Consider the following 26139-nt stretch of genomic DNA (forward strand, 5'->3'; position numbering starts at 1 on the left):
GTTTTGCGCTGTATTTAAATTTATTAACATTATAATAATTAATAACTTGAAATTATTTACGTATACTGAATTTTAATTGGAATAACGCTCAAAAAACTGATAAATAAATTGACAAACTGCTTAATATAGTTTATCTTATAATTGTTTTAAAAATTAATAGATGCTTATTTTAACTGTTTGCTATAATTAAGGCTTTAGCATTTTTTAATATGTAATATTGACTAAATGAAAAAGTTTCTTAATTGAAAGATAGCGCATAACATAAATTGATATATTGATTGCATAATCTAGGAGATCAGAGATATACTGTTATTTTTAATAGAGTAATACATACATTACTATCCTCTATAAAATGGGAGCTCTTCAAAAAACTTTATTGAAGTTAGTTGAAGTGAAACCGACAATCTCCATAATTCAATGATGATATAAAATCATTGAATTATGGAAGTTGTCGGTTTTTTTTATGGGAAAAAACGATGCACGAAAAAGAGTGAATGAAAATTGAAATTTAAAAAACTATCGTAATGAAAAGGAATTTTTATAGGCTATTTTCGCTTAGAAGGGAGTATTTAACATGTTAATTTCGCTGAGTTCATCAACACTGTTAACTTTATTTTTTATGGCGCTTAGTGCTTCTTGGCTAAGTGGATTATTATTTTTAAATGCAAGGATACCTTTACGTTTTGTTCATATCCATATTGGTATCGCTGCTTTACCTTCATTGGTTTCTTTACTCGCACTTGTTAATAACAATGGAGATAGAGTTGTGGGGCCTTGGCATCTAGATACTTTAGCTTGGTTAATGGCTTTCTTTGTTCTTACAATTGGTTTAATCATTCAGCGTTTCTCTGTACGTTATTTAATGGGAGATCGCTCATATCGAAAATACTTTGCACTTTTTACATTTACTACAGGTGTATCTTCGGTTGCATGGTTAAGTGATGATCTTCGCTTAATGCTCATTTGTTGGGGAGCAACGCTTATAGGATTGGTTCTACTTATAGGGCTAAATAAAGGGTGGAAAGTAGTTAGTGAAGCAACTAAAATCTCTGGCTACCTATTTACAATAAGTTGGATTGCCTTACTATCAGCTATCATTTGGCTTTTTCAAGTAACAGGACAGTGGCAGTTAACATCAGTTTTAACGAATGAAAATGTAGTGCTACATGGAACATTGGAGAGAACAGGAATTAACTTATTAATTATATTAGCGGTGATGATTCCAGCAGCACAATGGCCTTTTCAAAGATGGTTAATTGAGTCTGCTGTTGCTCCAACTCCTGTTTCTGCTATTATGCATGCGGGTTTAGTAAATGCTGGCGGTATCATGTTAACTAGATTTTCACCTCTTTTTCATGATGATATTGCACAAATAATTTTACTAATTTTCTCTAGTATTTCTATCTTAATAGGTACAGGAATTAGTTTAGTCCAAGTTGATTATAAACGTCAGCTAGTAGGTTCAACTATTGCACAAATGGGATTTATGCTTATTCAATGTGCATTAGGCGCCTATTTAGCGGCTATTATTCATTTAATTTTACATGGTTTGTTTAAAGCTACACTATTTTTACAAGCTGGTTCTTCCGTGCAACGTTTTGGGGTAGTGAATCAGTCTAATGAAAAGATGTCCAATTTATGGATTATAGTTGGGCGTGTTTTAGGATTATTTATAGCAATTACTTTCTGGTTTATGACTTCTGGAGAGGGGTATCAACTAGTTAGTGCGTTAATCTTAGGCTGGTCACTATACTTTTCATGGAAACAGCTTGTTGTTTTTGGAGAGGGAAGAATGGGACGAATTGCTGGCGTAATTGTTTTGATTGGATTTTCTCTCATTTACTTTACCGTTCATAATTCTCTTTATAAATGGTTGCATACTGATATTTATCAAAGTGTTCAACCTTCAGCTCCAGCCGTTATCTTTGTTATATGTATTTTACTATTTAGTAGTGTTATTAGTACTTTCGTTACTCGTCATCAATCTTCTACTTTATTCGCTGTACTTTATCTTTGGTTAGTTCGAGTAGGTGAGGCGAGACGAAAGTCAGTAGAAAGTCACCCAAGCTATCTGAAACATTATGTATCAAAGGGAGGTAATTCGTGATGAGCATACCGTCAATATTAAAGAAAGATACAAACATTGATATGCAAGAAAATAATATAAATGATTTAGTTGCATCTGCTAGCCGAGTTATTGCGCCACTTTGGCCTATCTCTACGTTTGCAGCTCACCACCCTTGGATGGGACTTGAAAAGCAATCATTTGAACAAGTCGCAAATTGGTTAAAAGAAGCTCGTAATGTGGATATTTATCCTAGTGCCTCCATGATTCATTCGGCAAAAGCGAAAGGTGAGATTGAGGAATCATTTTTACAAATGAGTTTGTCTCGTTGGCTGGATTCACAATCTTTTCATATTCCGCGAGAGAAAGCAGAGCGATTTTGCCAAGCAGCTTTAAAGTTAGAAAAATTACCTTCTAGTCTATTATCATCGCCAGAAGTAAATAAATTGGCAGAAGAAATGAATTATATAAATACAGCAAGTATGCAAGCCTCTGTTATGCAGCCAATAAGTTCGCTTATAGAGAGTCAAAATAGTGAAAACCTATCTGATGTTCTTAATTATCATATCATTAAATGGTGTAAATTATATCTTGATGAATCCGGATCAAATTGGACGATGCCAAATCGAGAGAAAGGTTTTTATCGCGCATGGCAACACCTTATTAAATTTGATCCAGCGCTCAGTAAAAATGAGCGTAAAGTTTTAAAAAATTGGGCACAAGATGCCGAAGTAGCTTTAGCGAGAGCATTATCTGAACTAGGAATTTCTGAATCTAACATACAATCTTACCTTGAAGGGCACTTACTTTCTTTGCCTGGGTGGGCAGGAATGATACGATGGCGCTCACAACAATCAATTCAGGAACAGGAACTTCTCATAGAATATTTAGCAGTTCGAATTTCTATGGAGCTGGCTATTGTAAAACCTTATTTACCTTTAAAAAATCAAAAGGTTGAGAAAAAAGTTTCGATCGTCCCACTTATAGCTTCTTGGATTTATTGGGGGAATATTTCAACACGGGAATGGTTACAAATGCCTGCTACTGAACAAAGTGAATTATTAGTATTCGCTTATCGTTTTGATGAAAATATTCGCAAGAAACTTTGGCTGGAAGCTTGGGAACAAACGCATGCAGAGCAATTAAGGGAGAAGATTGCTTCTACACAACGTGCAACCAATGATAAAAAGCGTGTATTAGCTCAATTAGCATTCTGTATTGATGTACGTTCAGAACCGTTTCGTCGCCACCTTGAAAAATTAGGTCCGTTTGAAACATTTGGAATAGCTGGTTTCTTTGGGTTACCAATTGCAACTAGTGAACTAGGTAGTAATAACAACCATCCTTCTTTGCCAGTTATACTCAAACCGAAACATCAAATAAAAGAGCTCACAAATGAAAATGAACTTAAATCTTATGAGCAACGTAAGAGGGTAGGCAGTTCGGTGCGTTATACTTTTAAAACGATGAAACAGAACGTACTGACAAGTATGGCGCTACCTGAGTTAAGTGGTCCTTTACTTGGTCTACAGATGGTGACAAGAAGCTTTGTTCCAAGAGGAGTTGGTGGTTTCATTCGTAACCTTCGTAAAACTATGTTACAAAAACCTGATACAACATTCTCGCTTAATCATGCTCATGACACAAAGGGTGAGATACCTATCGGTTTTACGAAAGAAGAAAAAGTGAACTATGTGCGTCAAGCTTTAAAAATGGTGGGACTGACAGAAAAATTTGCTCCTTTAGTTGTAATGTGCGGACATAGTAGTCAAAGTACGAACAATCCTTATGCTGCAGCACTTGAGTGTGGTGCTTGTGGCGGAGCAGCAGGAGGATTCAATGCAAGAGTTTTTGCTACTTTATGTAATCTCCCAGAAGTGAGAGAGGCGTTGTTTGCGGAAGGTATTAAAATTCCTGAGGATACCATTTTTGCAGCAGCTGAACATAAAACAACAGTGGATGAATTGGAATGGATTTACGTCCCAGAACTTTCGGAAACTGCGCAAGAAGCATTTGATTGTATCGAATCGATTATGCCAAATGTGAGCCAACATGCAAATAGAGAGCGTTTAACGCAATTACCAAATTTTAAAACGAAAATAAAAAATGCGAGTAAAGAGGCACATCGATTTGCAGAAGATTGGAGTGAAATACGTCCAGAATGGGGATTAGCTCGTAATGCATCTTTTATTATCGGGCAACGAGAATTAACTCAGGATTGTGACTTAGACGGTAGGGCTTTCCTCCATAATTATGATTGGAAACAGGATGAAAGTGGCGATATATTAGCTAACATTATTGCAGGACCAGGAACAGTAGCTCAGTGGATAAATCTACAATATTACGCTTCAACTGTAGCTCCTCATTATTATGGTAGTGGAAACAAAACAACCCAAACCGTAACCGCGGGTCTAGGTGTTATGCAGGGAAATGCAAGTGATTTGTTGCCAGGCTTACCTTGGCAATCCGTTATGCAGTCAGATAGTGAGACGTATCATTCACCACTTCGTTTACTAATTGTAATTCAAGCGCCTAGTCAATATATAGAACGTTTGCTAAATAATGATTTCACATTTCGAGAAAAAGTTCAAAATGGATGGGTTAGACTTGCAAGTGTTGATCCAGAGGGACACTGGAAAAACTGGTAACAATCATGTAATGAATTATCAACTATTGTTACTAACTTAAAAGTTTCATAAATACAATAATGAAGAAGGAGTGCTCCATATGAATTCAAAGAATAAAAAAGTTTTATTGTTAACAGACATTAAACATGAAATAGAGCCTATTATCCAACAAGTAACTAACATTCAACAAGAAAACATGTTGACTATACACAGCTACGATTCTGTAATTGTACATCCTTATGGAGATATAATGAGATCTATTATTATTGCTATTTATCAAGAAAATGTTGAAGAAATTTTTGTTGTAGGAATAGAGGATAAAGAAACTGATGTAGTTAATCTACAAATTCAACGTGATTCCATAAAAAATAACAGGGAACTAGACTATCTCTTTGAAAATTGCATGCCTGAATTTTCAAGTGGTAGCCTTGATGAATGGCTAAGTGGAAAAGAAAATGTTAGTGAAAATATTGAGAAGAGTATAGATATGATTTGTCATCATCCACTAGTACCGTCTGATGTTAAAGTTCATGGTTTCAAGATTGATAGAACAGGGGAAAAAGAAACGGTTGTTAAAGTTTCTGTTAATAAAGTAGTGAAACAAATGCATTCTTATGTGTAAGTTATCGATAGATAAGCAACTTTTATTTGGTAGATACTATAATATGTTAAATATTTGGATTTATTTCCTTTAAAAGAGTAAAAGAAATCTTCTATAAATGGAGGTCTTTTGCTCTTTTTATAATAAAAATAAAAATTATTTGACGTTTTTTCGAAAAATTTTTAAGACAAGGCTTTTAGGTTTATGAAAACCTTTATTCATGATAGCAAGATAATTTTGATAAGAAGTATATAGTAAGAATGATTTGGAGATACCGATGGGGATATAACTATTTTATTTAGGACGGTGCAATTAAAATGGATTTACAGAAAGGGAAATTATATTGGAACACGACTTTTTCTAATACACCTTCTTATCCTCGTTTGGACGAAGATATAAAATGTGACGTACTAATAATAGGAGCAGGAAGTTCGGGTGCTCAATCAGCATACTATTTGAGTGAATCAGATTTAAATATTGTTATCGTTGATAAAAGAAAGGTAGGACATGGAAGTAACCTTACAAATACAGCACTTATTCAATATTTAGGTGATAAGATGTTTTATGAACTTGTAAATACATTTGGGGAAGAGTATGCAGTTAAGCATATGAAATTATGTGAACAAGCTATTAATGATATTGAATATGCTGATCAAAACTTGCCTTATTGCTCTGACTTTAAACGACGTGACAGCTTATATTATGCAAGTTATGAAGAGGATATAAAGAAATTAGAAAAGGAACTGTATTATTTACATAAGCATGATTTTAAAGCGGCTTGGTTATCAGAAAAACAAATTGGACAGAGATATCCATTTAAAAAACGTGCAGCTATTTATACGTATAATGATGGTGAAATAAATCCTTATAAATTTACACATAGTTTATTAGAACAAGCCTCTAATAAAGGAGTTCACATTTATGAAGATACAGAGATTGTTGGCAAAAAGTTAGAGAAAGAATGTGCTATCTTTTATACAAAGGAGGGCAATTCTATTACTGCCAATAAAGTAATTGTGGCTGCAGGATATGAAGGATTGGAATTTAAAAAGGAAAAGAACGCTACACTGATTAGCTCATATGCAATTGTTACTAATCCTGTGGAAGATTTATCTTCTTGGTATAAACGCACTCTCATTTGGGAAACTGCGAGACCATATATTTATATGAGAACTACTGTAGATAATAGGATTATTATAGGTGGATTAGATGAAGATACAAACATTGCTCAAGAAAGAGATTCAAAATTAATCCATAAAAAAGAGAAATTAGTGAATGAATTTAATAAGCTCTTTCCCAATATAACAGTTGAACCTGAATTTTATTTAAGTGCTTTTTATGGTGGTACTCATGATGGTTTACCTATAATTGGAATGTATGAAGAGTTTCCAAATTGTCACTTTATCTATGCGTATGGAGATAATGGATTAGTTTATAGTATGGTACTTTCTAAAATTGTTCGAGATATAATTATTAACGGTTCAAGTCCAGATTTGAATTTATATTTACAAACTAGACCAAAACTAAATGAGTAAACTGCATGTATACAAAATCATAGTAGTAAGGAGCATATTTAGGATTCCATTATAAAAAGCTATTTTAAATGTATTAGTTTCATGTGACTATTTGTTATGTTTATGAATGCTTAAATAAAGCATTCATAAACAATATTATTTGTTAAATCCATTCATTTTACTAAGTTCAGTTATTTGTATAATCCATTCTTTTTAGGTAGGGTAGAGTTGCTTGGATATGATGATATTCCCATTCTTCCTCAATGGTAGGGTAAAGATTAAATAAGTATTTTTCTTCATCATTTGTTACACTTGCTTTAGGATTGCCAGTAAGTTTAAAATAAATGTCGCACCATCCGCTATAGTTTGTTAACATGAATAAAAAATTAGGACATGTGAATTCGATGAGGTATATTTCTTTCTCTAATTGAATATCTGATAGTAATTCTCTTGCAGTCTCATAAGTAGGCTTCTTTTGGTAACCATTGCATGAATGCCATGCCCAAATGGGTAAATCTATAATAAATTCAATACCTTTCTGTTTCATGTGTCTTACAATGTATTTATATGCTGTGCAATCTTCTTTACTAACAAAAATAGGATCGGCTATAAGCTTACCTTCATTCAAAAGTGTATTTATGGCATTTTGGTTTTGAAAAGTCCATAGGATTGTTGAATCTATAGATGTATTTAAGTTTGATTGTTTATAAAATTGTTTTTTCATCTTTCTCTCCATTTTCTTTTTATTTTATAAGAGTTTAAGATAAGTACAAAGTGCATTATATTTTTATCTTTATTAAGAGTTGGAAAAATCCATTAAAGATAGAAGAGTTTGTTTGCAATTACAAAAATGATTCTTATAATCATTTAAAAATAACAGAAGTATTTGTTCTAATAAAGAATGAATTGTGCTTTAAGAATTAGAAAGGATAGCCATGCAAAATAAAATTATTGTTATGTTTCAAAAAGATTTTCGTTTATATGATAACCCAGCTCTATTTGAGGCTGTTCAGTCTGGTGAGGTTCTTCCTGTATATATACAAGATGAAACTTTTTCAATAGGAAGTGCGTCAAAGTGGTGGTTGCACCATGCTGTAATAGATGTAAAGAAGCAACTTGAGGCATTGGGCTCTACTTTAATAATTCGTAAAGGACGTACGGAGGAAGAAATACTTTCTCTCATAGAGCAATTAGATATAACGGCTGTATATTGGAATATTTGTTATGATCCGGACAGATTACAATCTAATCAAAAAATGAAAATGATGTTAGAGGATAAAGGTATTATCTGTAAAGAATTTAATTCGCATTTATTATTAGAACCGTGGATTATTAAAAAGAAAGATAACACTGAATATAAGGTGTTTACGCCTTTTTACAATGCATTTCAAAAGCAGGTAATACCTAAACCTTTTAGCAGAGTGCAGAGTATAAAGTGGGGGAACTCTTTACCAGCAAGCTTATCTGTTTCAGAATTACAATTGTTGCCGATTATACCGTGGACATCTCATATGGAAGTAATATGGGATCCGACAGAAGAAGGGGCATATAAAACATTCAAGAAATTTTTCTCTAGTAAATTAGTCTCTTATAGTGAAGGAAGAGATTTTCCAGGTCAAAATGTCCATTCGATGTTGGCACCGTATCTTTCATTTGGTCAAATATCAGTAAAGCTAATGTTTCATTACTTAATAAATAAAAGTACCGAAAGACAATGTAGTCTTTTTGAAAAACAAGTTAATAGCTTTATACGTCAATTAATTTGGCGAGAGTTTTCTTATTATTTACTATATCATTATCCATTTACAGTATATAAACCTCTTAATAAGAGCTTTGAAAATTTCCCGTGGGATAAGGAAGAGGAGTTATTAAGAGTATGGCAAAAGGGGAAAACGGGTTATCCGTTTATTGATGCGGGAATGCGAGAACTATGGCAAACAGGTTTTATGCATAACCGGGCAAGAATGGCTGTAGCCTCTTTTCTTGTAAAGCATTTGTTAATTCCGTGGCAAGAAGGAGCAAAATGGTTTATGGATACACTACTAGATGCTGATATTGCAAATAATACAATGGGATGGCAATGGGTTGCTGGAAGTGGAGCAGATGCATCACCGTACTTTCGTATTTTTAACCCAATCACACAAGGAGAAAAGTTTGATAAAAATGGAGAGTATATAAGAAGATGGGTACCAGAATTAAGAGATATCCCAAACAAATATATACATAAGCCTTGGGAAGCACCTGAGCATATTTTACAAAAATCCAATATAAAACTTGGGGATACATATCCTTTTCCGATTGTTGATCATAAGGCAGCACGGGAGAGAGCCCTTTGTGCATATAAAAGTATGAAAGAATTTGTATGAAATAGGTTAAACAATATGTATTTTGAATTTTAATATTAGAATTTTATCCATTACAAGGACATACTAATCATATAAAGTTTCTATAATCTTCTAGTAAAAAGGAGAATGTTTATGAAAAAATCTAGTATTATAGTATTTTTACTAACATATGGTTTGTTTTATGTTTCTAGTGTTTTATTCCCTATTGATCGTACTTGGTATGATGCGTTAGAAAAGCCGTCTTGGACACCATCTGGTATGACAATCGGAATGATATGGGCTGTATTATTTGGACTTATTGCATTATCAGTTGCAATTATTTACAACAACTATGGATTCAAGCCAAAAACATTTTGGTTTATTTTCCTTTTAAATTATATGTTCAATCAAGCGTTCAGCTACTTTCAATTTAGCCAAAAAAATTTATTTTTAGCAACAGTAGATTGTTTACTAGTCGCTATTACTACGTTACTTCTCATTATGTTTTCTTCCAATTTATCTAAAGTATCGGCATGGTTGCTAATCCCATATTTTTTATGGTCTGCATTTGCTACATATTTATCTTGGACAATTTATAGTATAAATTAAAGACGTAAATGAAAACTTGAGCACAAAGAAAATGCTCGAGTTTTTATGTTTATTAATGATAATCTAAAGTATAGAATATACACATCTTAGGGAGGTCATATGTGTGAAGAAATGGATAAAAATTGTTCTGTACTCTGTATTAGGTATTTTAATGATCGGAAGTATTACTTTTTTAACTTGGTCTCAGTTTACTTATAAACCAACGAAAGAGGCTTTGTCTTTAGTAGATGATAAAAAAGATGCAGATTATATAGTTTTTGGAGAGAAAGATGCAAAAATAGGAGTTATTTTTTATCAAGGAGCTAAAGTAGAAGCCGAGGCTTATAGTTACTTAGGAGAAGCTCTTGCAAAAGATGGGCATTTTGTAGTAATGCCTAAGTTACCATTAAATTTAGCGATATTTGGAATAAATGAGGTAGATAGTGTAATTGAACAGTATCCGGAAGTTCAAAAATGGTATGTTGCAGGGCATTCAATGGGAGGAGCTATGATTTCTAAGTATGCCTTCCAACATGAAGACAAGGTAGACGGGATTATTTTCTTAGGTTCGTATCCTGCAGATGACTTCTCTACTAAGTCGATTCCGATGTTATCAATTTACGGGGAAGTAGATGCTTTAGCAACTGTAGAAAAAATAGAGAACAATAAAAAGTTCATGTCAAAGAATACAACTATGCACATGATAAAAGGGGGCAATCATGCTCATTTTGGCATGTATGGTGAGCAAAAAGGTGATAATGCGAGTTTAATTACGGCAAAAGCACAACGAGATGAAACAGTGAAAGTAATTGAAGAATGGTTATTGAAACAATGATAACGAATTTAATAAATCTACCGAAAGAATTATCCAAACGGTAGATGGGAGAGAGAATAAAGAGCCAAATCGTATGAATTGGCTCTTTTATTTATTTGCTATCTCCAATTGTCCCCTTATTTTCTCCGGAATATCCTCTTTAGAAATAATATCGTAAGAATACACATACTTTCCTTTTACATGAATTTTTAAGTAAGTTTTTCTTATAAAATCATTAGGCGTGTTCGTTCCAACATTATATTCTTTTTCATTGCTTAATTCATCAACAGCTTTTAGTGAGTACATAGCTTTTCCTTTTTGATGATAATCCGGAACACCATATCCTTTCGCAACGGCATATACATTTTTTTCTTCAGCAATCGGATTAAATCTGTCTAAATCACCGCGTAATATGAAAGGTAGTAAGTATATAGGAAGGCCTATTCCTAATATGCAAATTACAAACTTCTTCATGGTCATTTCTCCTCTTGTTCATTTACAGGATTCAGTATAGAAAAAAATTCTTATAAATATAGAGGGAAATTCCTTAAAGTTTTCTTAATAAAGTTTTACCATGTGAAAAAAACTAACTTGAGCATTAAGCTTGCGGAATGAATAACCAAATAACTTTTTCTTTATTTTTTGATATTTCTTAAGAACCTATCAAGAAATAAGTGAGTTTTAGGATTTAGAATAAATGTATCTTACAGTAATAAGAGAATTATCTAAATAAATTAGAGTGAGAACAATTAAAGAAAATATCTTGTGGGGTGCTGCTTTCTTTTAGAATAGAGAACCCCATGGGTCAGTTACATGTAATGCAGCGCTGTGCTTCTATGTCACTGAAAAATCTAATGATAAAAAAAGAGGGGGAAGGCATTTTTTATTGAAGTTTGTTAATGATAGATTTTTAACTAGTTAGGGGGGATCGTAAAATAGATTATTAATCTCTTTAATAATTTTTATTTTCCTTATAGTTGGCATATTGTATTAGAAATTTTTAATTTTGAAAGGAGAATCAATAATTATGGATAAGAAAAGAAGAATAAGTAATAAGCTATTACTTGTCAGTGCAATTTTTACAATAGCAATTCCCTCAGTCTCATATGCGGAGGAAGTAATTTCACCTGAAAATTTTACGAGTTCTTCAAGTTTGTATGAGGGACGGAATACGGAAATATTGAAAACAAGCTTATATCCTGATACATATAATTATCCGTTTAACTACCAATTTAGTTCGAAATTAAAGGAAGCAAACACAACTATAAAAAAGTAGACAATAGTGATGATGAAAATCCTATTATATCTACTACTCTTTCATTTATTCGCCATATGAATAGTGAAGATTATAAATCTGCATTTGATTTAACCTCAAGGTCATTACAGAAAATAATATCCGAAGAATGGTTGAAGAGCTATTGGGAGGGACTGCCAGTTCAATTACAAGCAGGTTCTTTTATAGAAATTGGAGAGGTTACACAAAAAGAGACAAATCCTGTTCATACAAATGTGGAGATTCAATTAGTTTTTGAAAAAATGACTGTACCTTTACTAATTAAACTAGATCCATCTGGAAAAATAGACGATTTTCAACTCAGCATGTCGTTTAGTCCTGTTGCAGAGCGTCCATCATATAGTAAGCCTGAGTCATTTGTTGATAAAGAAGTAGTAGTTGGAAGTGGTGCATTTCCATTACCAGGAACATTGTCGGTTCCAAAAGGAAAGGGGCCTTTTCCAGCGGTTATTCTTGTTCAAGGATCAGGAGCAACTGATCAGGATGAAACAGCGTTTGCTTTAAAACCATTTCGCGATTTAGCTGAAGGTCTTGCATCGAAGGGAATTGCTGTCCTTCGCTATAATAAAAGAACGTATGAACATGGGTTGAAAACACAATTCAGTCCCTTTTATACAGTTGATAAAGAGACAACAGATGATGCTCTTCTTGTAACTCAATTTCTTAAAAATGAGCCTCTAATAAATAAGAATCAAATATATATTCTTGGTCATAGTCAAGGTGGAATGATGCTTCCGAAAATGATTGAAAAAGACCAAAATAAAAATATTGCTGGAGCAATTGTAATGGGAGGGCCAGCTCGTACGATCCAAGACGTTGTTTTAGATCAATTTGAGTACCTTTTCTCTATTGGAGCAATGAACCTGGATCAATATAAATTCTACAAATCGCAATTTGAATTATTAAATGATCCCAATTTCTCTGGTCAGAATCCCCCAAAAGATTTTTACTTAGGGTCAGCAGTATTTTGGGATTCTATACGGAAAATTAAAGCGGCAGAAATGTCAAAAGAACAAAAGACACCGCTTCTTATTATTCAAGGAGAAAGAGACTATCAAGTTCAATCAAAAATTGAAATTCCTCTTTGGAAAGAACAATTAAAAGAACGAGATAACGTAGATTATCGACTATATCCAAAGTTAAATCATTTCTTTACAGAGGGTGATGGGGAAATAAGTAAGCCAGATGAATATTATAGTCCTGCTAATATCCCTGAGTATGTTATAAATGATATTGCTGCTTGGGTGCAAGGCAGATCGCAATTAAATTAGCAACCATATGTTTTAATAAGGACTTTCTTTCCGTAATCAAAATAGAAATATTTTGATTAGGTTGTATGTTTTTTTAAAGCACTCTTTGAAAAGGAGTGCTTTTTTATTTTGCTATGATTTCTATAAAACAATGGGCTTACCTTCCAAACAAATCGTTATTTGGAGCGCTTTTATCAAAGCAAAGTGCTTGTGACATTTCTTTGATATTAAAAACATGAATAACCTATTGTGTAAAATTTTTTGAAAATTTAGGTTTAACATCTTTAAAATAGGTGTATTACATATTACATAACAACTAAATAAAAAATAAAAAATCTAAAGGAGGAAAGATACGATGCATACGAATGAAAGAAAAACGGTAGTTTATGAATATCAAAATGAACAGGAAGTAGTTATGAAAGTAAAAGAGCTAGAATTGCAAGGGGTTCGCCACGATGACATTTATGTTTTAGCACATGAAAAACATATAACAAAAAGGATTGCGGATGATACAAACACAAATACGATTGGAGTAAAAGAACAAGGATTGGGAACAAGTATTATCAACTTTTTCTCCAAAAAAGGGGACGAACTTCGAAATCAAATGGAAGAAATGGGGTTGTCGAAGGAGGAAGCTAACTTATATGAAGAAAAACTAGATCAAGGGAAGATTTTACTCCTAGTAACAGCTGAAGTACCAATGGCGAATGCTAGGCAGCCGCAAAACTATCATTCTCTGTAATAGATTGCAACATCTGATAAATAGGTAAGGGAATTATTTTAGTTTGTAGCATGGAAGAAAATAAAAATAGAAAAGGATGAGAAAAATGAAACATACAATATTTAAATATGCTGTGATTGGAATTACGACCGGAGTCATAGTCTCCCTATTAAAAAAAGAAAATCGGAAAGCTATACAAACAAAAGGAAAAAGCGTAAAAGAAAAACTACAAGAAGGAAACATAAAGGAAACATTGGAGAAGGTAACTGAGACAAGTAAACAATTTTCTGTAACTGCAGCTAATGTTGCAAAACAAACATTACCACAACTGCTTACAGCCACACCAGTTGTCATTTCTACCATTAAAGACTTAACAGAAAACGAAAATAATAAAAAGAAAACAGGTGAAAAGGATTACGAAATAAATGAAAATAGTAAGAACTTAGACGGGGAAAAAACGAAAAATGAAAAGAAATATGTGAAAGAAGGGAAAGAAGAGAGTGCCTAGATTTAATTCTAAAAATAGAAAGTGAGGAAAAAAGTATGAAATCTCTGTATGCAATTGATGTAGGAATTGGCTTTACCAAAAGGGCATATCGACAGGATGTAGATTCTGAGATGACAATCAAGAGTGAAGCTTCCACACTAGCCCCTGTACCTAATCATGCTGAAAGTGAAGATTTAACAAAGGTAAGTTTTATAGACTTAGATTTTGCATACTACATGGGAAATGAAGCACATCAATCTGACGCTTCGTTTCTTCCTCCATTTGACGAAGAAATAGAAAATTATTATGAAAGCGAACGATTTAAACAACAAATATTTGGTTGCATTGCAAAGGATTATAAAGAAAATATCGTGTTACCTCTAGTTGTTACCGGGCTTCCCGTTACTTGTTTTGGTAGTCAGCATGAGCAATTACAACGTGCACTAAAAAAAGAAACTTCCGTACAAATTGATGGGAAATTTATTCATATTACGGTGGAAAATGCTTTGATTCTTCAGCAACCAGTCGCTTTACATGCCTATTTCTTAAAAGAGGGAATTATTCAGGAACGAGATCGCATCTTAATTATTGATGGCGGATTTCGTACAGTAGAAATGACAGATATGAAACAGAATGTCATTTTAAATCATTATGAGGCGGAACTAGGATGTAGCAAGCCTTTGAAAAATATTAAGAATATCGTGCAGAATCATGAGGGTGAAAGTAATCAATTGCATATTAACGACATGCCAAACATATTAGAAAAAGGATATGAATGTCGAGAAGAAAATCATGAGACAAGTCAAATTCATACTTTGATTCAAAAAGAGTTGGATGCACACTTCCAAGACGTCATGCGTGTATTACAAGAACAATTTAAGTTAGAACAGTATAACACTATTATTTGGACAGGAGGAATAGTAGATCTCCACAAAAAACGAATTGAAAAAATGCAAAGTGAAATTTCTTCTTTCCGTATGGTAGACGCTTCGAAAGAGGCTGCACTCCATGGATACTACATTATTGGGAGTCAAGTATTTGACGACATCACCAATCAATCTGCATATGAATCCAAATTATAATAACGAATGAAATGGAGTTCGTTGAATAGACGTACCAAATTATGTAGCTTCTTTTCCACATATAATAAATTCTTTATAAGAAAAGATAAAAGTGATTGTATAGAGGAAATGTTTAAAATTGAAAATAAAAATAACTAATATATAGGGTCTTCCTTTTAAAAGAATAAGACCTCCTATGTTATTTATTTTGTAATTTAGATGATCTAAAAACTTTTCCTCCAAGACATGAATACCTACATACAAATTTCGTATTACGGATATGATTCGATCAAACATAAAACTATTTAGAAAGGAAGAATAATATGGAATGCATAAAAATGACGAAATGGAGTTGGTATCATGTGAAAACTAGTGAGCTTGAAAAACTTTCTTCTATAATCCCTCGTGATGTAACATCTTATTTCGCTCAATTTGTAAAGAAAATAAGTTCTCCTTGTGAAAATGGATTATATGTTTATACGTTATCACCAAGTCAAACTTGTGTATATGGTTCGTTTTTATATGATCAAGATAAAAAGGACGCCAAAATTCAAAAATTTCTTCATTATTTCGTAGCTCATGGAATACTGATAACAGTTCAGGAAAAAGAGGAAGAGGATTTCCAAAAATTAATACATAATTTCTCTATGGGTACAAAAAATTGTAATAGTTCCGCTGAAGGATTATGTGCTATCTTATCAATGTTTATATCTCATTATTTGCGAAAGGTTGACTACTTTGAAAACAATTTCAGAAATGTATTATGGGATTTTTATCATCATAATAACATAGCAGTTTTAGAAAGGATTTATCATATTCGTCATGAATTATTTATGAACACACATGTGTTTCGCTTAATACAAGAAGTGTTACAAGGCCTAAAAGAAGCTTGGTTAGAAAAACTAACAAACACCCTTTGTTATAAACAAACACACGTAAAATTAGAGCGTGGATTACAACTTGTTAAAGAGTACCAAGAAGAATTAGACACGATGATTCATTTACAAGAAGTTGTTTCTTCTCATCGTGGGAATGAAATTATGAAAGCTCTTACTGTATTAACTGCTGTGAGTACGCCTTTGACAGCCTTAGGAGCATTATGGGGTATGAATTTTAAATACATGCCTGAACTAGAATGGAAATATAGCTATTTAATCGCTCTCTTATTTATTATTTTCACAACAGCGGGTATGTATATGTATATGCGATTCAAAGGATGGACAGGTGACTTATTACGAGTAAAGAAAAAGAAATCTTTTTTTAAATCTAATTAATCCTGTTTATAAAAAATATGATAGATATATGGTTTGTAATATTTATTAATTGAGATAGCACCATATCCCCATCAAGTTAAAGTTTTGATGTCCTCGCAATGATAAAAATGGTGAATATTTATATGAAAGATTAGAGCTCTCCTTCCTGTAGGAGAGCTCTAATCTTTGTTTAAAAACTATATCATATACTCTGAAATTTGTCCGGATTCAATTTAGAATATGGCAAAAGAGAACTTGCGATTAAAAACAAGCTCTCTTTAAAAGAAATAACGTAATTGAGATACTTATATATTAACAATTGTTTTCTTCTAATTCCATATGTCATATGTTGAGAAATAAATTATAAATAGATTGATAAAGCTAAAATGAATGATTGACATAATATTTTGACGATAATATAATGAATCTCGAATTCAAGATAACTTGTAAAGGATTGGTAATTATGAGCATGATTAACGATGAGAGCTTATCTTTAAAGTTATTTGTTATATTATCAAGGGCAGTACAGTCAATTACTAAGCGTATTGAAGAGGATATAAAAAGTTATGGACTTAATCCAACTGAATTTGCAGTGCTTGAGCTACTGTATAGTAAAGGCGATCAGCCTATACAAAAAATTGGAGACAAAATATTACTTGCAAGTAGTAGTATCACGTATGTAGTGGATAAGTTGGAAAAGAAGAGGTTCTTAATACGAAAACCATGTCCTAAAGACCGCCGTGTCACGTATGCGTCAATTACTTCAGAAGGTATTGAACTAATGGATATTATTTTTCCTCAGCATAAAGAGGCGATTCAGCAAATATTTGGTGGTTTGGACTATATTGAGAAAAAAATGATAATCGAAAAGTTGAAAAAATTAGGGTATTATGCACTCGAACTATAAATTTTTAGAAATATATCTCGAATTAGTAATGTCCTAATTAAATATAATTTAAATAAATAGGAGGAAAAATTAATAAATGGTAGTAAATTTATTATAATACAAAATGAATAAAGCGTGTAATTTCAATCGGTATAATATGAAATAAAGTTGTTATGTTAACGTATACATATCGTCCTTTAAATTATAAATCTTTCATAAAGCGGAGAGTGGGTATCAAGAATGGAATTACGTCATTTAGAGTATTTTATTCAAGTTTGTAATAATAATAGTTTCACTAAAGCTGCGGAAGTTCTAGGTATTTCACAGCCGACTTTAAGTCAACAAATACGAGTTTTAGAAGGTGAACTTGATACACCCTTGTTTCATCGAGTTGGAAGAGGTATCAAAATGACAGAAGCGGGTAAGCTGCTATTTGATAAAGGAAAATTTATCATGCAACAATTTGATGACGTTTATAATGAAATTTTTGAATTAAAGGGTGTAAAAAGAGGTGTGATTACTATAGGAGGTTTATTAGAGGATCTCACTTATTTAACACCTTATATTATGAAGTTTCAACAACATTATCCCAACATTGTAGTAAAGATTATAGAATCCGAAGTTGCTGTAAATCAAATCGTTGACAAAAATATTGATTTCGGGATTACACGTAGTGCTCAAATTCCAGACACATTAACAAGCACCCTTTTGTATAGTGAAGAGCTCGTTCTTGTCATTCCAAAAAATCATCCTTTGAATGAAAAATCATTTGTTTCTTTTCGAGAATTAGTAGGGCTCAGTAGAGTAATGGTTTCATGTAGTTGTCGTGAATCTATTAAGATATATTGTGAGAGTTTAGGGTTATCTTTATCTGAAGCAAATATAGAAACAAAATCTTCTATTTCTCTATTGAGCCTTGTATACAATGGACATGGGGTTGCCATAATACCTCTTTCACTGGTTAATTTTGTTAATAATGATACTTTGAGCATAGTTCGTATTACTGATCCAACACCAAGTCAAGATATTAATCTTATTCACTTTGATGATAAATTTTTAAGTTTTGCAGCACGTATCTTTATGCAGAAGTTAAATGATTCTCAAAAAGTATCAGTGTAATAGAAATAATAATGATTTTAGTGTAACAATTGAAAAATTAAGATCTATATTAAAGTCAAAGGGCAGTGGATTTATATGTGTGGTGTAGTCGATCAAAAGGGGATACCATTGACTTTTAATTAAGGAAAAAAGGAAAGACTTTGCAAGGAGAGAAGGCTGTCAAAAACAAGTTAAGTTAATTAATTCTTCGGTCTTATCGCATAGTAACAGATTCCATTAGGGATATACACTACTATTTTAAATTTACATATCCTTATTGTAGAAAGAAAACCACCGGCATTATACCGGTGGTTTTGATTTAGAAAGCAAAGCAAGTACAACCAATACCCCATTTAGTTCCATCTTTTCCTATTACGGTATGAGTGTGTTGATGGAGAGGGTTACTACAACTATGTAACTTGTTATCATGGGAATCGTGAGAAAGTATAGTGTTGGCTAGGTTAGCACCACCATACCCATAAACTCCCGTCGGTGACCAATCAGGTGATGCTGGCGGCAATTCAGGTGATAAGTTTTTAAATTCATTATTTCCATAAACAACCTGCCCACCCATAATGGTGAGTAATGATTCAAGGTCTTTGATTTCTTCTTCCGGCACAGTAAAGTAGTCAGCAGACAATACAGCAATATCAGCAAACTGACCTACTGCCAGGGTTCCTTTTTTACCTTCATCACCAGAGAACCACGCACTTCCTTTTGAATATAATTCCAGGGCTACTTTTCTATCAAGTTTATTTTTTTCATCGTATATGGAAAGCCCACCAATGGTTTTTCCAGCAACCATCCAGTAAAGAGCAACCCAAGGGTTATAGCTGGAAACCCTGGTTGCATCACTACCGGCGCCAACAGGTATACCAAGGTCTAACATACGATAAATCGGAGGTGTACGCTTTGCAGCTTCCTTTCCGTATAAGTCAACAAAGTATTCACCTTGAAAAGCCATGCGGTCTTGGATGGCAATACCGCCATTTAAAGCCTTAACACGTTCCATACTACGATCTGAGATTGTTTCTGCATGATCAAACCACCAGCGTAGCCCATTAAAAGGAATTTCTCTGTTAACTTCCTCAAATACATTTAAGAAACGTGTGATTGACTCGTCATAAGTTGCATGTAAACGGAATGGCCAACGGTTTTCCACCAATAGAGAAATTACTTTCTTTAAGTCGGCTTCCATTACTGTAGCTAGTTCGGGCCGTGGCATTTGAAATTTTTCAAAATCGGCTGCCGAGAATACTAACATTTCTCCGGCACCATTCATTTTATACTTATCATTTCCTTGACCGGGAGAAACAATTTTTGCCCATGAAGCAAAGTCTTCATATTCATGATTAGGATTTTGCGTAAATAGATTATAAGCAATACGCAAAGTTAATTGTTCCTTCTCGGCTAAATGTTCAACAACTTTGTAGTCATCAGGGTAATTTTGGAAACCACCACCTGCGTCGATGGCACTTGTAATACCTAATCTATTTAATTCACGCATAAAATGGCGAGTTGAGTTAATCTGGTCGTCAAGATTAAGTACTGGAGCTTTACCCAAACTTGAATAAAGAATAGAAGCGTTAGGGTTAGCAATTAAAAGGCCCGTTGGATTACCTCTTTTATCCCGCTGAATTAAACAGCCTGGAGGGTCTGGGGTATCTTTCGTGTATCCCAGTGCACGTAGCCCTGCACGATTTACAAGTGCTCTATCGTAAAGATGTAGCACAAAGACAGGCGTGTCTTCAGAAACAGCATTAATCTCTTCTAATGTTGGCATCCGTCTCTCTTTAAATTGAAATTCAGACCAACCTCCAACTACTCTTACCCACTGAGGAGCAGGTGTACGCCTTGCCTGTTCTTTGAGCATTTCTAGAGCAATAAAAAGTGATGGCACGCCTTCCCAACGTAATTCCATATTATAATGCAGACCACCACGAATCACGTGTATATGGGAGTCATTCAGGCCTGGAATAGCTCTCTTTCTTTTAAGGTCTATTTTTTTTGTTTTTTCCGTGGCACTATTAAGAAGCTCATCTCCACCTACTGCAGTGACTAAACCATCAGTTATGGCGATAGCAGATACCTCAGGCTGAGAAGGGTCAAGGGTAGTAATTTTTCCGTTATATAAGATCATATCCGGTAAATTCATGTTCACACCTCGTCTACTTTCTATTATTTTGTAACCATGGATGAAATAATTTACCGAAAATCGGCATGACTACCCATGATAGCAAGGACACTATACATACAGAAACAAAAAAAGCTGACATAATAGGATTCATATGTTTTATAATAGGTCCTATCACTTTAGGAACTAACATGCTAAGAGGCCATACACCCAGAAGGGTAACGATAGACATTTTCCATTTTGGCGGTGGAACTGGCGTTTTCGGAGTAACAAACCAATAAGCCAAACTGCTTTCAGTTTTGTAAGTTGGATTAGTGGCTTGAAATTGCTCCGCCGTTTTTAACAAATCCCGGCGAACATCTGATTCTTGCCAAGTACGTAGATGCTCATACGTATCAAAGCGAAAAATAACAGTATACTCTCTGGATTCGTTACTTGGGACTATTAGATTTACACCTAAATGTCCTGGGAATTTAGTAGCCGCAGCCTCAATTTCATGTCTCCATGTTTCAAACTGTTTTTCTCTACCTTCTTGAATTTCCCATGTAACAATGGTTATTACTGGATTGCCAGCATCCATCGTGTTCCCTGTATAAGTCTCTTCGACAGCTACTCCTTCTTGTTTCATATTTTCCTGCTTGGAAGCGCGCCATGCACCATAGTATATGCGTATTCTACACCTTGACCATAAGCACCAGTGTGTTCCTTTACAATCTCCATTACAGCATCATAAGTGTCTTTGTGTGCCCAGTCACGTTGGTATTCAAGTAAAACTTGAATTGCTGTCACTGGAATTGCACCAGCTTGTTCTACACGACGCATAGCAGCGTTATGTGCTGTCAAACTAGTACCACCTGAAGCATCATCAACTGCATATACCTCATAGCCAGCTTTAATTGCTTCAAGCACAGGGAATGCAAGGCAAACTTCAGTCCAAAGTGCTGCAAATATTAATTTCTTTCTACCGGTTGCTTTAACTGCCTCAACAAATTTCGGATCTTCCCAAGAGTTCATTGAACTACGTTCTATAATTTCATGGTTTGGGAATATATCAAGAATTTGTGGCCAAAAATAACCAGAAAAGCTGCGTGTTTCAACTGTAGTAAGAATAGTAGGTACGTTAAAAGTTTTTGCTGATTTAGCAAGTAGCATAACGTTATTAATCAATGTTTGTCTATCAATACTTGCAACTCCAAAAGTCATTTGAGGTTGAAAATCAATTAAAATTAAGGCACTGTTCTCCGGATTTAACAATTCTAAATTACTCATAATAAAACGCTCCTTTTTCAATTGTTTATTGAAAGTAATGTATCTTCTGTCAATTGAAGCTCTACTATACTTTTTAATTTAAATTTAGTGCTGATTTAATCAGCACTAAATTTATACTATCTACTTTAAAAAAGGTGATTTAAAGCTATTTCCTTGAGATACATTTATGCATTTTGTTTACTAAGATCTCGCTGAGCTCCTCTATAGCTTCCAATTATATTTTGATAGCCTGGAAGATTGCTAGCAAGCAAATTGCCAAAACCTTCGACATCGTTGCGCCAATCGCGTTGTAATTCGCAAGCTACGCTAAACCAGTTCATAAGTTGCACGCCACTATGTGCCATACGTGTATTGGCAGCATCTGCAACTTGTTTACTGAAAGTTCCTGAAGCATCAGTAACAGCAAATACTTCATATCCAGCTTTTATAGCGGAAAGTGCCGGGAAAGCAACACAAACGTCCGTAACTACGCCTGCGATGATAAGTTGTTTTTTTCCAGTTTCTTCGATTGCTTTTACAAAATCATCATTATCCCATGCGTTAATTTGTCCAGGTCGAGCTATTTTTGGTGCATGAGGAAAGAGATTAACCAATTCTTGCATTAAAGGTCCATTAGGCCCGTTTTCAAAACTTGTTGTTAAAATAACTGGTAAATTAAAAAACTTAGCAGTATGAGCAAGAGCTAAAACATTGTTCTTGAATTCATCAACACCATAGTCACGTACTAGTCCGGACATAAGACCAGTTTGATGATCTACTAAAAGCACAACAGCATCATCTTTGTTAATACGAGAATAGAGATCAGTCATTATGTATTCCTCCTAAAAATTAAGTAATCGAAGAAAGTTTAAATAGTCGGATACTATCATAAGTTTCTTCGTTTATAACTAAGCTGACCAATAATATTGGTTATAGCAGCATTCACAGAACATGAAGTGCTATACAAATTTATAGTATTTGAAAACTGATTCGTTAATCAATTCTAAATTATCTATAATTTGTATAGGTCGTAACTATAGTTGTTTTCACTATAAAATAGATTGGTTTTACCTATACATCCTATAGATAGAACGATATTGATAGTCACCTATTTTTGTTATTACAATTGAATAGGAGTAATGTTCAGTAATTATTTTATGATGCAAAAGGTATTAGAGGGGGGATTGTTCCAAAAGGAGAAAATGAATGCATTGGAACAATAGAGTTTCATACTTAGAATTCACAACATAAACGTGCATGAATAGGTTATGACATTCATCTAGATTATTGAAGAAAAGGATACATATTGGAATATTTTTAGGAGGTAGAAGCATGGCTAAAATTACTGTAGGAACCGAAAAGCAAGAACCAATTGAGATATATTATGAGGATCATGGCACAGGAAAACCAGTTGTACTCATTCATGGTTGGCCGTTAAGTGGTCGATCTTGGGAATACCAAGTTCCCGCTCTTGTTGAGGCTGGATACAGAGTTATAACATATGATCGTCGAGGATTTGGACAATCATCTCAGCCGTGGGAAGGGTATGAATATGATACCTTTACTTCTGATTTACATCAACTATTAGAACATTTAGAGCTTCAAAATGTCACACTTGTTGGTTTTTCTATGGGTGGAGGCGAAGTAGCCCGGTATATTAGTACGTATGGAACAGATCGTATTGAAAAGGCTGTTTTTGCTGGGGCAGTTCCTCCGTATTTATACAAATCAGAGGATCATCCTGAAGGGGCCTTAGATGATGCAACAATTGAAGCATTCAAAAGTGGTGTGATAAATGACCGCCTTGCATTTCTTGATGAATTTACTAAGGGATTTTTCGCGGCTGGTAATCGAACAGATTTAGTTAGTGAGCCATTCCGTTTATATAATTGGGATATTGCAGCCAGTGCATCACCTAAAGGAACACTTGATTGTATTACCGCCTTTAGTAAGACAGATTTTAGAAAAGACTTGGAGAAGTTTAATATACCTACTCTTATTATTCACGGTGATTCTGATGCAACTGTACCATATGAATATAGTGGGAAATTAACACATGAAGCAATTCCTAATTCTAAAGTAGCCTTAATAAAGGGTGGTCCACATGGGCTAAATGCAACGCATGCTAAAGAATTTAATGAAGCACTCCTATTATTTTTAAAGGACTGATTACAACTATATAATTGTTAGTTGATAAATTATAAATAAGTAAAAAATAAAGCTTTATAAAAGATGCTCTTGGATAAATCCAGGAGCATCTTTTTAAATGGTGGTATTGATATGTTAGGTTGATAAATCTTCATTAGTTTCGAATTGAATATTCTTCTTAACAGCAAAAATTTATTGTTTAGAGTTTTTAGGTCTTTTAGATGTATTGCTATATTACTATCAAGATAATATTTCTTCCTCAAAACAAAGAAATGTACATTTTTTGAGGAAGAAATATCTTGTCAGAAAACAATAAAATCTTATTAATTTTTATAATTGGTAGAATTTTTATGGAAATAATTCTCTTAATATATTAAAATAACATCGTATTATGTCAGATTTTAATTAGGGGAGAGAAATTTTATGTTGAAAAAAATTATTCCAGTTGCTTTAGCATTAAGTACAGTTACTTTTACTAGTGTATTTGCTGCGCCTTCAATCCAAGCAAGTACAGAACAAAATCGCTACATAGATGTACAAATGCTCGGTATTAACGATTTTCATGGGCAACTAGACACTGTAAAAAAAATTAACAATAAAGATGCAGGGGGAATTGAGTACTTAGGGGCTTATTTACGTGATCGTGAAAAACAAAATCCAAATACATTAAAGGTACATGCTGGAGATGTTGTTGGAGCAAGTACTCCTGTTTCAGCATTATTACAAGACGAACCTACAATTGAATTTCTAAATGATTTGAAATTCGATGTTGGAACGATAGGAAATCATGAATTTGATGAAGGTGTTGAAGAAATGAACCGCCTTATTTATGGTGGATACCATGAGAAAACAGGAAATTTTAAAGGAGCAAAATTCCCATATGTTGCTGCAAATTTCTATAATAAATCCACCGGTCGTTTATTTTTACCACCATTCACTATAAAAAAGGTACAAGGAGTCCCTGTTGGCTTTATCGGAGTCGTAACAACGGATGTTCCTAACCTCGTTATGCCTACTATGCTAAAGAATGTAGAAATTACAGATGAAGTTGAAGCTATTAACAAATCCGTAAAGCAATTAAAAAAACTAGGCGTTAAATCTATCGTTGTTCTTGCACATAACGGAGGTATAACAGATGGGAACGGCGTAACAAATGGTGATATCGTCCGATTAGCAAATGAGACTGATCCAGAAGTCGATGTTATTTTTGGTGGCCATAGCCACACCTATGTAAATGGAACTGTTAATAATAAACTTGTCGTACAAGCAAATTCTTATGGTATGGCTTTTGCTGATGTTGATGTAAAGATTGATCGTAAGACACAAGATATTGTTGAGAAAAAAGCAGAAATTGTTACAACTTATCATGAAGGCATAGAGCCTGATAAAAAAATAAAGAAGAAGATGGAGAAATATCAAGCAAAAATCGCACCTCTTGTTAATGAAGTTGTAGGTAAGTCTATCGCTCCACTAGATCGCAAACAAAATATGGCTGGTGAATCTACTCTTGGAAATTTAGTTGCTGATGCTCAGCGTACAACAATGCAATCCCAAATTGCACTTATGAATCCTGGTGGTATTCGTAATGACTTAGATGCTGGTGATATTACATGGGGAGAGATATATGGTATTCAACCATTCGGAAATCAATTAATAAAAGTAAATTTAACAGGTCAAGACATTCGTGATATTTTAAATCAACAATGGCAAAAAGACATAACAAGAATGCTTCAAATTTCAGGTATCCAATACACTTGGGATGCGAACAAGCCTAATGGAGAAAAAGTAACAAGTATTCGCTTAACAAATGGAGAAGAAATTATTCCTTCTAAAACTTACAGCGTCGTTGCGAACGCATTTCTAGCTTCAGGTGGAGATGGATTTGTATCCTTTAAAAACGGTAAAGATGCTGAAACAGGACCAACTGATTTTGAAGCATTAGTAGATTATATAAAAAAATCAAAAGAACCAATTCAGTCTATTATTGATGGAAGAATTCAAAAGATAAATTAGTTTTTTATTAATC

20 protein-coding genes and 2 pseudogenes are annotated in these 26139 nt (G+C 33.6%); 16 read left to right on the top strand and 6 right to left on the bottom strand.

Translation table 11 applies throughout. From position 1 onward, the window contains the following. Window positions 1–574 precede the first annotated feature (574 nt). The 4 genes from IQ781_RS00295 (at window position 575) to IQ781_RS00310 (ending at window position 6828) form a co-directional block, all read left to right on the top strand. Entirely contained in the window at window positions 575–2107 is a 1533-nt protein-coding gene (locus tag IQ781_RS00295; RefSeq protein WP_000908940.1) for an NADH dehydrogenase subunit 5, read from the top strand. Continuing rightward, the gene (locus tag IQ781_RS00300; RefSeq protein WP_063220664.1) at window positions 2107–4713 is read left to right on the top strand and encodes a DUF2309 domain-containing protein; all 2607 of its coding nucleotides are present in this window, start codon (window positions 2107–2109) and stop codon (window positions 4711–4713) included. The genes IQ781_RS00295 and IQ781_RS00300 overlap by 1 nt, the downstream gene beginning before the upstream one ends. A gap of 79 nt (window positions 4714–4792) precedes the next feature. Then, on the top strand, window positions 4793–5314 hold the full coding sequence (locus IQ781_RS00305; protein WP_001086255.1) for a carbonic anhydrase: 522 nt from the start codon (window positions 4793–4795) through the stop codon (window positions 5312–5314). 296 nt (window positions 5315–5610) lie between these two features. Next, window positions 5611–6828, top strand: coding sequence for an NAD(P)/FAD-dependent oxidoreductase (locus tag IQ781_RS00310; RefSeq protein ID WP_000365634.1), 1218 nt, complete (start codon window positions 5611–5613; stop codon window positions 6826–6828). 135 nt (window positions 6829–6963) lie between these two features. Here IQ781_RS00310 and IQ781_RS00315 read toward each other — a convergent pair. Then, window positions 6964–7531 (bottom strand): annotated as a pseudogene (locus IQ781_RS00315) (DUF3841 domain-containing protein). A 211-nt stretch (window positions 7532–7742) separates the two neighbouring features. On the opposite strand from IQ781_RS00315, the gene IQ781_RS00320 reads away from it, so the two are divergent. From IQ781_RS00320 to IQ781_RS00330, 3 genes are all read left to right on the top strand, one after another. After that, window positions 7743–9173: a cryptochrome/photolyase family protein gene (locus IQ781_RS00320; RefSeq protein ID WP_001179969.1), complete on the top strand. Its 1431-nt coding sequence runs from the start codon at window positions 7743–7745 to the stop codon at window positions 9171–9173. A gap of 111 nt (window positions 9174–9284) precedes the next feature. Continuing rightward, window positions 9285–9740, top strand: coding sequence for a TspO/MBR family protein (locus tag IQ781_RS00325; protein ID WP_025688067.1), 456 nt, complete (start codon window positions 9285–9287; stop codon window positions 9738–9740). 103 nt (window positions 9741–9843) lie between these two features. Continuing rightward, the gene (locus IQ781_RS00330; RefSeq protein WP_139847102.1) at window positions 9844–10554 is read left to right on the top strand and encodes an alpha/beta hydrolase; all 711 of its coding nucleotides are present in this window, start codon (window positions 9844–9846) and stop codon (window positions 10552–10554) included. Window positions 10555–10641: 87 nt separating this feature from the next. Here IQ781_RS00330 and IQ781_RS00335 read toward each other — a convergent pair whose 3' ends face one another. Next, entirely contained in the window at window positions 10642–11007 is a 366-nt protein-coding gene (locus tag IQ781_RS00335) for a YxeA family protein (protein ID WP_065382364.1), read from the bottom strand. 553 nt (window positions 11008–11560) lie between these two features. Here IQ781_RS00335 and IQ781_RS00340 point away from each other — a divergent pair. The 7 genes and pseudogenes from IQ781_RS00340 to IQ781_RS00370 all read left to right on the top strand — a co-directional run bounded on the left by IQ781_RS00340 (window position 11561) and on the right by IQ781_RS00370 (window position 18604). After that, a pseudogene (locus IQ781_RS00340) lies at window positions 11561–13098 on the top strand (alpha/beta hydrolase). A 334-nt stretch (window positions 13099–13432) separates the two neighbouring features. Further along, entirely contained in the window at window positions 13433–13819 is a 387-nt protein-coding gene (locus IQ781_RS00345) for a YflT domain-containing protein (RefSeq protein WP_000557320.1), read from the top strand. Between the two features lie 85 nt (window positions 13820–13904). Continuing rightward, on the top strand, window positions 13905–14306 hold the full coding sequence (locus tag IQ781_RS00350; RefSeq protein WP_000683216.1) for a hypothetical protein: 402 nt from the start codon (window positions 13905–13907) through the stop codon (window positions 14304–14306). Window positions 14307–14341: 35 nt separating this feature from the next. Further along, a complete protein-coding gene (locus IQ781_RS00355) occupies window positions 14342–15367 on the top strand; it encodes a ParM/StbA family protein (RefSeq protein WP_139847100.1) in 1026 nt (341 codons plus the stop codon). Between the two features lie 302 nt (window positions 15368–15669). After that, window positions 15670–16620: a magnesium transporter CorA family protein gene (locus IQ781_RS00360; RefSeq protein ID WP_088338854.1), complete on the top strand. Its 951-nt coding sequence runs from the start codon at window positions 15670–15672 to the stop codon at window positions 16618–16620. 442 nt (window positions 16621–17062) lie between these two features. Beyond that, a complete protein-coding gene (locus IQ781_RS00365; protein ID WP_063536794.1) occupies window positions 17063–17506 on the top strand; it encodes a MarR family winged helix-turn-helix transcriptional regulator in 444 nt (147 codons plus the stop codon). Window positions 17507–17725: 219 nt separating this feature from the next. Beyond that, entirely contained in the window at window positions 17726–18604 is an 879-nt protein-coding gene (locus IQ781_RS00370; protein WP_063536793.1) for a LysR family transcriptional regulator, read from the top strand. Between the two features lie 298 nt (window positions 18605–18902). On the opposite strand, the gene IQ781_RS00375 is transcribed toward IQ781_RS00370, so the two are convergent. The 4 genes from IQ781_RS00375 to ycaC all read right to left on the bottom strand — a co-directional run bounded on the left by IQ781_RS00375 (window position 18903) and on the right by ycaC (window position 22795). Beyond that, entirely contained in the window at window positions 18903–20738 is a 1836-nt protein-coding gene (locus IQ781_RS00375; protein WP_139847099.1) for an amidohydrolase, read from the bottom strand. 13 nt (window positions 20739–20751) lie between these two features. Then, window positions 20752–21345: an antibiotic biosynthesis monooxygenase gene (locus tag IQ781_RS00380; protein WP_242808209.1), complete on the bottom strand. Its 594-nt coding sequence runs from the start codon at window positions 21343–21345 to the stop codon at window positions 20752–20754. Then, complete coding sequence (locus IQ781_RS00385) at window positions 21342–21986, bottom strand: hydrolase (protein ID WP_000067162.1); 645 nt, start codon at window positions 21984–21986, stop codon at window positions 21342–21344. The genes IQ781_RS00380 and IQ781_RS00385 overlap by 4 nt, the downstream gene beginning before the upstream one ends. A gap of 164 nt (window positions 21987–22150) precedes the next feature. After that, window positions 22151–22795 carry an isochorismate family cysteine hydrolase YcaC gene (gene ycaC, locus IQ781_RS00390; protein WP_000131229.1) on the bottom strand — a complete coding sequence of 215 codons (645 nt, stop codon included), beginning with the start codon at window positions 22793–22795 and terminating at the stop codon, window positions 22151–22153. Window positions 22796–23297: 502 nt separating this feature from the next. On the opposite strand from ycaC, the gene IQ781_RS00395 reads away from it, so the two are divergent. Together IQ781_RS00395 and IQ781_RS00400 are read left to right on the top strand one after the other, a co-directional pair. Further along, window positions 23298–24134 (top strand): bromoperoxidase, encoded by an 837-nt coding sequence (locus tag IQ781_RS00395; protein ID WP_001074300.1) that lies wholly within the window; start codon window positions 23298–23300, stop codon window positions 24132–24134. 402 nt (window positions 24135–24536) lie between these two features. Then, window positions 24537–26126, top strand: a complete 1590-nt coding sequence (locus tag IQ781_RS00400; RefSeq protein WP_000913780.1) for a bifunctional metallophosphatase/5'-nucleotidase — start codon at window positions 24537–24539, stop codon at window positions 26124–26126. Window positions 26127–26139: the final 13 nt, after the last annotated feature.

This window comes from Bacillus sp. N447-1 (genome assembly GCF_022701035.1).
In the GTDB taxonomy this organism is placed as follows: Bacteria; Bacillota; Bacilli; order Bacillales; family Bacillaceae_G; genus Bacillus_A; species Bacillus_A cereus.

What these genes read in the sequence shown, in the direction of transcription:
- IQ781_RS00295 (WP_000908940.1), top strand. Translation starts at nt 575, where the DNA reads ATGTTAATTTCGCTGAGTTCATCAACACTGTTAACTTTATTTTTTATG.
- IQ781_RS00300 (WP_063220664.1), top strand. Translation starts at nt 2,107, where the DNA reads ATGAGCATACCGTCAATATTAAAGAAAGATACAAACATTGATATGCAA.
- IQ781_RS00305 (WP_001086255.1), top strand. Translation starts at nt 4,793, where the DNA reads ATGAATTCAAAGAATAAAAAAGTTTTATTGTTAACAGACATTAAACAT.
- IQ781_RS00310 (WP_000365634.1), top strand. Translation starts at nt 5,611, where the DNA reads ATGGATTTACAGAAAGGGAAATTATATTGGAACACGACTTTTTCTAAT.
- IQ781_RS00320 (WP_001179969.1), top strand. Translation starts at nt 7,743, where the DNA reads ATGCAAAATAAAATTATTGTTATGTTTCAAAAAGATTTTCGTTTATAT.
- IQ781_RS00325 (WP_025688067.1), top strand. Translation starts at nt 9,285, where the DNA reads ATGAAAAAATCTAGTATTATAGTATTTTTACTAACATATGGTTTGTTT.
- IQ781_RS00335 (WP_065382364.1), bottom strand. Translation starts at nt 11,007, where the DNA reads ATGAAGAAGTTTGTAATTTGCATATTAGGAATAGGCCTTCCTATATAC.
- IQ781_RS00345 (WP_000557320.1), top strand. Translation starts at nt 13,433, where the DNA reads ATGCATACGAATGAAAGAAAAACGGTAGTTTATGAATATCAAAATGAA.
- IQ781_RS00350 (WP_000683216.1), top strand. Translation starts at nt 13,905, where the DNA reads ATGAAACATACAATATTTAAATATGCTGTGATTGGAATTACGACCGGA.
- IQ781_RS00355 (WP_139847100.1), top strand. Translation starts at nt 14,342, where the DNA reads ATGAAATCTCTGTATGCAATTGATGTAGGAATTGGCTTTACCAAAAGG.
- IQ781_RS00360 (WP_088338854.1), top strand. Translation starts at nt 15,670, where the DNA reads ATGGAATGCATAAAAATGACGAAATGGAGTTGGTATCATGTGAAAACT.
- IQ781_RS00365 (WP_063536794.1), top strand. Translation starts at nt 17,063, where the DNA reads ATGAGCATGATTAACGATGAGAGCTTATCTTTAAAGTTATTTGTTATA.
- IQ781_RS00370 (WP_063536793.1), top strand. Translation starts at nt 17,726, where the DNA reads ATGGAATTACGTCATTTAGAGTATTTTATTCAAGTTTGTAATAATAAT.
- IQ781_RS00375 (WP_139847099.1), bottom strand. Translation starts at nt 20,738, where the DNA reads ATGAATTTACCGGATATGATCTTATATAACGGAAAAATTACTACCCTT.
- IQ781_RS00380 (WP_242808209.1), bottom strand. Translation starts at nt 21,345, where the DNA reads ATGAAACAAGAAGGAGTAGCTGTCGAAGAGACTTATACAGGGAACACG.
- IQ781_RS00385 (WP_000067162.1), bottom strand. Translation starts at nt 21,986, where the DNA reads ATGAGTAATTTAGAATTGTTAAATCCGGAGAACAGTGCCTTAATTTTA.
- ycaC (WP_000131229.1), bottom strand. Translation starts at nt 22,795, where the DNA reads ATGACTGATCTCTATTCTCGTATTAACAAAGATGATGCTGTTGTGCTT.
- IQ781_RS00395 (WP_001074300.1), top strand. Translation starts at nt 23,298, where the DNA reads ATGGCTAAAATTACTGTAGGAACCGAAAAGCAAGAACCAATTGAGATA.
- IQ781_RS00400 (WP_000913780.1), top strand. Translation starts at nt 24,537, where the DNA reads ATGTTGAAAAAAATTATTCCAGTTGCTTTAGCATTAAGTACAGTTACT.